Below are 7,210 nucleotides of genomic sequence, written 5' to 3'. Positions count from 1 at the left end.
GTCAGGTGTAGACCGGCCAGGTATCGACGATTTTCCCGCCCCGTACTGCCAGCAAATCGCCGAACTGCAGCAGCACAAACTCACTCTGGGTCGGGCGCAGGAACACCTGGTCTTCCACGTTCAGCCCCACCTTGGGCGAACCATTGACCATCTCCTGATTGGAGCTGCGCCCGTACAGGTCATTGCTCTGCAAGCCCCTGGGCGATTCAAACTCCGCCATCCAGTTGCCCCCATAAATAAAGAACGTGGCGCGCTGATTCGCATCCCACCACGAGAACAACCGCGACTTGCCGTCCAGCGCCGGAATGTCCACCGGCCCGGTGCTTTTCAACACGGGCGTGGCGATATAGGCCGCCGGCACATGCTCGCTCAGCGACGGCAAGTCATAGTGCGTCGGCTTGAGCAACGCCGTGCCCACCGACACCTCGCTGCTGAGCTTCTCCTGCTCGTGAATGCGATAGCTCGGGCTGCCTGCCGTATTCAACGTCAGCCCGTCGCGCCACAGCGGCGCAAAGTGCTGGCGGGTGTAATCCACATAGCCGTTGTAGCGCTGCATGACTTTGTCGAACAGGTCCTGGGGCGAGCCGAGAATCCCCGGCACGCCCATGCCCACGAACGGGTCGTAGCCCATGAACCCGCTGAATTCCAGCTGCTGCGGATGAGCGCTGATCAGCGTGAGCATTTGCCCCAGTACCGCGTTGTCGCTGATGCCGCCGCGATGCAGGCCTACATCCAGTTCAATATTCACCCGCAGTTTGGTGCCCAGCCCCTGGGCCAGCGCCAGGTATTGTTGCAGGCGCTCGGGGGTGTCCAGCAGCCATTGCAGCTGCCGGGACGGATCGAACGGGCCCTTGTGGGTTTGGTAAAACAACTCGGCGGAACGCACCGGCAACGGCTTGCCCAGCAGGATGTCCGCATCGGGAAAGACCTGGGCGTCGTGGTTCAGAAATGGCTGGTGAAACGACATCAGGCGCTGGGTGCCGGCTCGCTTGGCGATGTACGCCAGCAGCCCCGGCGACGGCAGGGATTTCTCCACCAGCCGCAGGTGTTTGCCGCCGCGCTGCACCGACTGCATCACCACGTCGATGTTGTGGTCCAGGCGATCGAGGTCGATCAGCATCACCGGGCGCATCGGCCCATGGGCCTTGAGCTCCTGGTTGAGGCTGCGGAAATACTCGGTGTAAGGGCTGCCCCGGTCGCCCGGCCTCAGCAAGATGGCACCACCCACCAGCAACACGCCGGTGCCGAGCATGAAATGTCTGCGGTTCATCAGGCCACTCCCAGAATAGACGACAGGTGCGCATTGAGGAATTTGCCGCTGGGGTCCAGCTCGCGGCGCACTCGGGTAAATTCCTCCCAGCGCGGATACAGCGGCTGCAAAGTGCGCGCATTGAGGGTGTGCAACTTGCCCCAGTGCGGGCGACCGGCGTATTTCCAGAAGATCGGTTCTACGGCGGCGAAGAAGTTGTGGTGGTCCATGGTGTAGTGCTGGTGCACGGAAATCGAACAGCTGTCGCGGCCCTCGAACATGCTCAGCGGAATGTCATCGGCCTTGACGTAGCGGTACTCGATGGGAAACCAGGTGCGCAGGTCCTTGTCGTTGATCAGCTTGAGGATTTCCCGCAGGCATGCCGGTCCGTGCTCGGCGGGCACCGAATATTCCATCTCGTTGAAACGCACGTTGCGCACGTTGGCGTACACCTGGAACGACTCGGCCACGCGGTCATCGAAGCTGGCAAAAAAGCGCAGGCTGTTGAGCAAGGTACGCCGGGCCTCGGGGAAATCGCTGCCGTATTTGTCGAGTTTCTCGATGATCGATACAAACTCGTTGCCGCCCGCCTCCGCCGGGTCGATGGGCGGGGTTTCGGGGTCGGTGGTTTCGTTCAGGGCGATGGACAGGGCGTAGTCGGAATGGGTCACCACGAGCATTTCCCAGTGCTGGTTTTCCCGGGTGTTCTTAGCCACGTCCTCCAGCAGTTCTTCAGTCTTGGCGATCCACTGGCGCTCCCTCAGGCGGTACGGTGCGCGGTTTTGCAGGCGGACCTGGGTGGCCACGCCGAGGGCCCCGAGGGACACCCGCGCGGCACTGAACACCTCGGGGTGGCGCTTGGCGTCGCATTCCAGCACCTCACCCTGGGCGGTCACCAGTTGCAGGCCGGTGACGCAACCGGAATATGAGGTGAAGCCCACACCGGTGCCATGAGTGGAAGTGGAGATCGCCCCGGCCAGGGTCTGGTAGTCGATATCCGCCATGTTCGGCAGCGCCTGCCCGACGTCTTTCAAGGCCTGGCCCATGCGCGACATCGGCGTGCCGGCGGCGAAGGTGGCCTGCACGGTTTGCGGGTCGTGATCCAGCAGGCCATTGAAGTAACTCAGGGACAGCAACGTGCCGTCGGTGGGCACCAGGGCACTGAACGAATGGCCCGAGCCCACCGGCCGCACCTTGCCCGGTGCCTGGCCGATGACCTGCACCAGTTCATCAAGGTTCTTCGGCGCCAGCCGCGCCAGGGGCAGACAGGTTTGCGCCCCCGACCAATTGCGCCAGGGAATCAGCCGCGGTGCCCGGGCCAACTGGGCCAGCACCGGGTTACTGGTCAATGCCATGAACGCGCCGGCTACCGCGCCGCGCTGCAATAATTCTCGCCGTGAAAGCCCCATCGCCTACCCCGTTATTCTTATTGGATGTGTTGACCCGACATAAAGCTGATCAGCCCCAGGAATTGCTCTTCGGAGCACTGCACGCACATCCCCATCGGGGGCATGCCGTTGTAGCCGTTGATGGTGTGGTCCAGCAGGGTGTCCGGGCCCTGGGCGATGCGCGGGCTCCAGGCCGGGCCGTCACCGGTCAGCGGCGCACCGGAGGCCGGGTTGGCGTGGCACAGCTTGCAACTGGTGTCGTAGACCTGGGCCAGGGCTGCGTCGCTCGGCATGGCATTGGCCGCCGTGGCACGTTCGGGGGGATGTTTCGGTTTGTCGCCACAGGCTGTCAGCAGGCAGGTCACGGCCAGCAGCAGACTGATGCGACGGGGGTTGATTGCCCGCATAGCCACCTTCTCTCTTATTGTGTGAAAGCGTGATCCACACTAAGGCAGCCAGGGCGCGGCGTTGAGGGTATTGGGGGACAGAAAGGGGGGCTTGGGCGGACAGTTGATTGAGCCGCAACGCCGATCAAATGTGGGAGCGGGCTTGCTCGCGAATGCGGTGTGTCAGTCATAAAATTTTTAACTGATACACCGCATTCGCGAGCAAGCCCGCTCCCACCGTTAGAATCGAGGTGGGCTTAGAAGGCTATACCGACCTTGAACCCGTACTCGTCACGCTTGAGCTTGGTGTTGTCGGCCACATACGAATCGTCATCGAGCTTGTACTCGGTGCGGGTGTAGTACAGGCCCGCCATCACTGGCAGATCGCCTTTCTGGTTCATCAGCAGGCTGACTTCGGCGTACGGGTTGGTGCGGTCCTTGAGGTCCACGGTGTCGCTGCCGATGCCGTCGACCTTGAGCTTGGCGCGGCCGTCGATGGTATGGCGGGCGCCCAGTTCAACACGCATGGTCATGTCGTCGAACTGGTGGTTGTAGCCCAGGGCCGCCTTGGCGAACGGCGATTTGTTGGTGAGTTTCATGTCGTAGTCGCCCGAGTCCGGCTCGTAGCGGGTCCAGCTGTAGCCGCCACCCACCAGCACGTCGACGAAGTTGCGCGCATCCAGCGCGGCACGCCAGCCGAGGTCGAGGTCGGCCTGGCCTTCCTTGAGCTTGTTGTCGCTCTTCTCGCCGTACTTGGCTTCGATACCGGCCTGGTAGATAAAGCCGGATTCAGCCGTCAGCTTGTTGCCGAAGTTATAGAACAGGCCGGCTTCAGGCATGTGGTCCTTGTCGCTTTGGCTACCGCCTTCGAGTTTGAAGTCGTTGTAGCTGCCGAGGATCCCGAAGGTGGAAATCGGGTCGGTCGGCGCTGCGGCGAACACCACACCAGGTGCCGCGATCAAGGCCAGGACCGAGGAATTCTTGAGGATCTTTCCGAATAGTTTGGACATCGTTTTACGTCTCCATTGCAGGTGGCAAATTATTCAGGAAACGCTTCGAACCCTCGTTTTGGCGAAAGGTTCGAATTAATTTGCACCTTTTTCGAGGTAAAACGGTTCAGCGAAGGCTCTATATCAAGCGTCTTGGACGGGAGCCAGCAAACGACCGAGAATTGACCGCAACTGCGGATGCGCCGGCAGGCGAATGCCAAAGCTGGCCTGCAACAGGTTCAGCAACTCTTCGACGTCCTCGATTGCACGCTTTTCGCTGGCCCGGTCCAAGTAGTGAATCGCGTACTGGCCGTTGTTCAGCGTGCGGCGAAATCCCGGGCCAATCAGTGCGACTTTCAGCTGGCCGAGGAACGGCGAATCCGGGTAGGTGGAGACGTACCAGTTACCGATCTCGTAGTCGAAGTGTGACTGCACCTGCAGGTCGAACACATACAAGCCGCGCCACTCACCGGCGACCTGCGCCCACAAGGTGTAGCTGCCCTCCTCCAGGCTCAGGCGATAGGGTTCATGGGCGGTGGCCTGGGTGGCATCGGTGTCCAGTTGCAAGGGACTGGTGGGCACCATGCCACCAAAGCCGACATCACTGATGTAACGCACGCCGTCCAGGGTCACCAGGCTCAGCCGATGGGTGCGCGCCGTCAGTGCATCGGGTGGCCCCCCCATCACCACACGGCCGGTAATGCCCCGCGCCTCGAAGCCCAACTCCTGCAACAAGGCCAGGAACAGCTGGTTCAGCTCGTAGCAATAACCACCACGGCCGTCGAACAGGACTTTTTGTTCGACGCTCGGCAAATCGATCGGCACCGGTGCGTGCAGCAGGGTCGACAGGCTTTCAAACGCGAAGGTGCTGACATGGCGCAACTGCAGATCCTGCAAGGTTTGCAGGGTGGGCGGAGGCGGCGTGTCGTAGCCCAGACGTTGCAGGTAGAGGCGGCTGTGGGTCAGCTCTGGCATGACGCAATCCTGGAGTCGGTGGCGAAAGCACCACTAATACCCTGACGGCGGTTATTTGCCAATTGTGGGTTGAATCAAATGCAAGCCCTCAGATGCACAAACTTTCTGAACCTTTCTGAACTGATTTATATCCATTCACTACAAGACAGGGAGGCATCATGAGTACCGCAATGATCTACACCATCCACTACTTGCTACACGGCGAACCAAAAACCTTTGTGGTGCGTGCCGAGGTCATGAACAACGCCGAAGCGTGGCATTGGGCGGCCGTTGACGCCGACATTGCCCACGTGGGGCGGATAGGCCGGCCGGGCCACGAGCGGGTGAAAAAGACCACTCGTCCCTGGGCGGAGAAGTTCGGCATCACCGAGGTGACATGGACAGCCCCGAAACGGCTTGGTTGAGGAATAAAAAGCCCCGCACGACGGCGGGGCTTGTTTCACTTTTTCAGATCACCGAGGGGATCATAGGCCGGCTTCTTGCCGGTTTTTTCTGGCTTGTCCAACGGGGCAATGGCGGGGCCTACCGGGTCGACCTGTGGGTCTGCGACGTCCGGGGAATCGGGGTCGAAACCCAATTCGTCCTTGCCGCTGGAATGCTCGGATGAATGCGGGCCGCTTGTACGATTAGTCATAACTACCTCCTTGGCGCGCCGGGTCTACAGCGGGCGGGCCTTGTCGTGCAGGTTTTCCAGGTCTTCCTCGACCTGCTCTTCTTCGTCTTGCCGTTCGGCCGGGTCGTTGGGGCGCAGGGCGTCGTTGTCACGTTCCTCTTCGCCGGGGGTGCGGTCGGGGTTGGGTGTGCCGGGCGGCTGTTGCTGGTACCGGGTCATGGTTCACCTCACTTGGGGGTCGGTTGCCTACAGGGGTTAGAGAAATTGCGCTGATCCATCGTTCAACCTGATTACCGTCACTCCGACGGGTGAAGCATGAGAAGATGCTGGCCGGCGTTATAACCCTACTTGTGCCATGGAGACTGACCCTGGATGTTTGAGCTCAAACCGTGCGACCCGATTGTTTTTCGCCAGCAGACGCGACGCAGTACGTTGATAGTCGCGGGGTTGTTTGTGGTGTTGGCGATGGTGCTTTCCAGCCTGGCGGTGATGCTGTTTGGTGAGCCTGGGGGGGATAATTTTCGCTTTAATGTGGGCGGGGTGTTTGCCGGGGTGTTGATTACCGTAGGGCTGGTGCGGGGGCCGTTCTGGAACCAGGCCTGGTTCGCGCCGGCGGTGTATGGGTGGCAGCTCAAGCGCAGCCTGATGAGTGTGACGAATGTGATGCACAAGGTGACTGACGGGGTGAAGGCGAATGATCCGGTGGCGATCAAGTTGCTGCGGTTTTATCACCTTGGGTTGATGCAGATGCACGAACTGGACGCCAATTCGAGTTCTCAGGCGCAGTTGGTGCGGGAGGGTGATGAGCATCTGGAGAAGATGCGGGGGTTGGGGATTGAGCCTGACCAGACGCGGTTGGATCCGGGGTGGGTTGAGGCTGTGAAGGCTCGCTGATTGGGGGGCATATCCGTTATTTGGGTGATGGCTGAKATKGGTTCCGCTCTTACAGCGGCTCACTTTTGAACAGCCGGAATGCCGGCCCAGTCAAAAGTAAGCAAAACGCTCTTGCCCCACCACTCGGCTCCTCGCCTAGGCTCGGAGTGCCCTCACTCCGGCTTTGGACCGTGGGCCGCCGTCATGGGCCATCCCTGGCCCAGGACGGCTAACCCGGCGTCCTGCCGGGTTACCCACGCCCCAAAGCCTGCGTTCGGCCAGCGTGGTTTAACGGGGCGCCTAAGATCAAAAGCAGATCAACAGCACAGCGGCCTCCCGGCCGGCTTGAGTGTTGAAGAGCAAAAGCCAAATCAAAATCTAAAGCGGGCACGGTCAAAAATGTGGGAGCGGGCTTGCTCGCGAAGGTCGTTAACGATGACGCGGGCATCCTGATTCAACGCGGCGCTCTCAGGTTTTTCGCGAGCAAGCCCGCTCCCACAGAAAAGCAGATCGGTTTTCGCTTTGGCTTTTGATCTGGCTTTTAACACTCAGGTCGGCTTTCAGGCCGCCGTGCTYTTGCTTTTGATTTTGATCTGCGRGCCCCGTCAACCACGATGGCCGCAAGTAGGCACGGTGGAGCGGGTAAATCGGCAAGGATGCCGATTTAGCCGCGCCGGGCCATGGATGGCCCGTCGCGGCGGCCCGCGGAACCGGGCCGGAGTGCGGGCATGCCGAGC

Annotated in this window: 9 protein-coding genes; 2 read left to right on the top strand and 7 right to left on the bottom strand. The window is 60.9% G+C overall.

Annotation, left to right across the window (positions count from 1 at the left end; genetic code table 11):
- Position 1: 1 nt before the first annotated feature.
- The 5 genes from JV201_RS10725 to JV201_RS10705 all read right to left on the bottom strand — a co-directional run bounded on the left by JV201_RS10725 (position 2) and on the right by JV201_RS10705 (position 4,987).
- Positions 2 to 1,210 (bottom strand): DSD1 family PLP-dependent enzyme, encoded by a 1,209-nt coding sequence (locus JV201_RS10725; protein ID WP_177022924.1) that lies wholly within the window; start codon positions 1,208 to 1,210, stop codon positions 2 to 4.
- 59 nt (positions 1,211 to 1,269) lie between these two features.
- Positions 1,270 to 2,598 (bottom strand): D-arabinono-1,4-lactone oxidase, encoded by a 1,329-nt coding sequence (locus JV201_RS10720; RefSeq protein ID WP_173883077.1) that lies wholly within the window; start codon positions 2,596 to 2,598, stop codon positions 1,270 to 1,272.
- 77 nt (positions 2,599 to 2,675) lie between these two features.
- Complete coding sequence (locus JV201_RS10715) at positions 2,676 to 3,044, bottom strand: cytochrome c5 family protein (protein ID WP_003219191.1); 369 nt, start codon at positions 3,042 to 3,044, stop codon at positions 2,676 to 2,678.
- A gap of 236 nt (positions 3,045 to 3,280) precedes the next feature.
- The gene (locus tag JV201_RS10710; protein WP_003210885.1) at positions 3,281 to 4,033 is read right to left on the bottom strand and encodes an outer membrane beta-barrel protein; all 753 of its coding nucleotides are present in this window, start codon (positions 4,031 to 4,033) and stop codon (positions 3,281 to 3,283) included.
- Between the two features lie 123 nt (positions 4,034 to 4,156).
- Entirely contained in the window at positions 4,157 to 4,987 is an 831-nt protein-coding gene (locus JV201_RS10705; protein ID WP_219406877.1) for an arylamine N-acetyltransferase, read from the bottom strand.
- Between the two features lie 158 nt (positions 4,988 to 5,145).
- On the opposite strand from JV201_RS10705, the gene JV201_RS10700 reads away from it, so the two are divergent.
- Positions 5,146 to 5,391 carry a DUF6555 family protein gene (locus JV201_RS10700; protein ID WP_023658994.1) on the top strand — a complete coding sequence of 82 codons (246 nt, stop codon included), beginning with the start codon at positions 5,146 to 5,148 and terminating at the stop codon, positions 5,389 to 5,391.
- Positions 5,392 to 5,426: 35 nt separating this feature from the next.
- On the opposite strand, the gene JV201_RS10695 is transcribed toward JV201_RS10700, so the two are convergent.
- The gene (locus JV201_RS10695) at positions 5,427 to 5,621 is read right to left on the bottom strand and encodes a DUF6021 family protein (protein WP_003210890.1); all 195 of its coding nucleotides are present in this window, start codon (positions 5,619 to 5,621) and stop codon (positions 5,427 to 5,429) included.
- A gap of 24 nt (positions 5,622 to 5,645) precedes the next feature.
- Positions 5,646 to 5,819, bottom strand: coding sequence for a hypothetical protein (locus JV201_RS10690; protein WP_003210891.1), 174 nt, complete (start codon positions 5,817 to 5,819; stop codon positions 5,646 to 5,648).
- Positions 5,820 to 5,972: 153 nt separating this feature from the next.
- Between JV201_RS10690 and JV201_RS10685 the strand changes: the two genes are divergently transcribed.
- A complete protein-coding gene (locus tag JV201_RS10685) occupies positions 5,973 to 6,494 on the top strand; it encodes a DUF3087 family protein (protein ID WP_219406876.1) in 522 nt (173 codons plus the stop codon).
- The last annotated feature ends 716 nt before the right edge of the window (positions 6,495 to 7,210 follow it).

Origin of the sequence: Pseudomonas sp. Colony2 (assembly GCF_019382755.1) — a bacterium.
In the GTDB taxonomy this organism is placed as follows: domain Bacteria; phylum Pseudomonadota; class Gammaproteobacteria; order Pseudomonadales; family Pseudomonadaceae; genus Aquipseudomonas.
The sequence above is the reverse complement of the archived record's forward strand: the minus strand, read 5'-3'. Positions and strand labels throughout refer to the sequence as shown.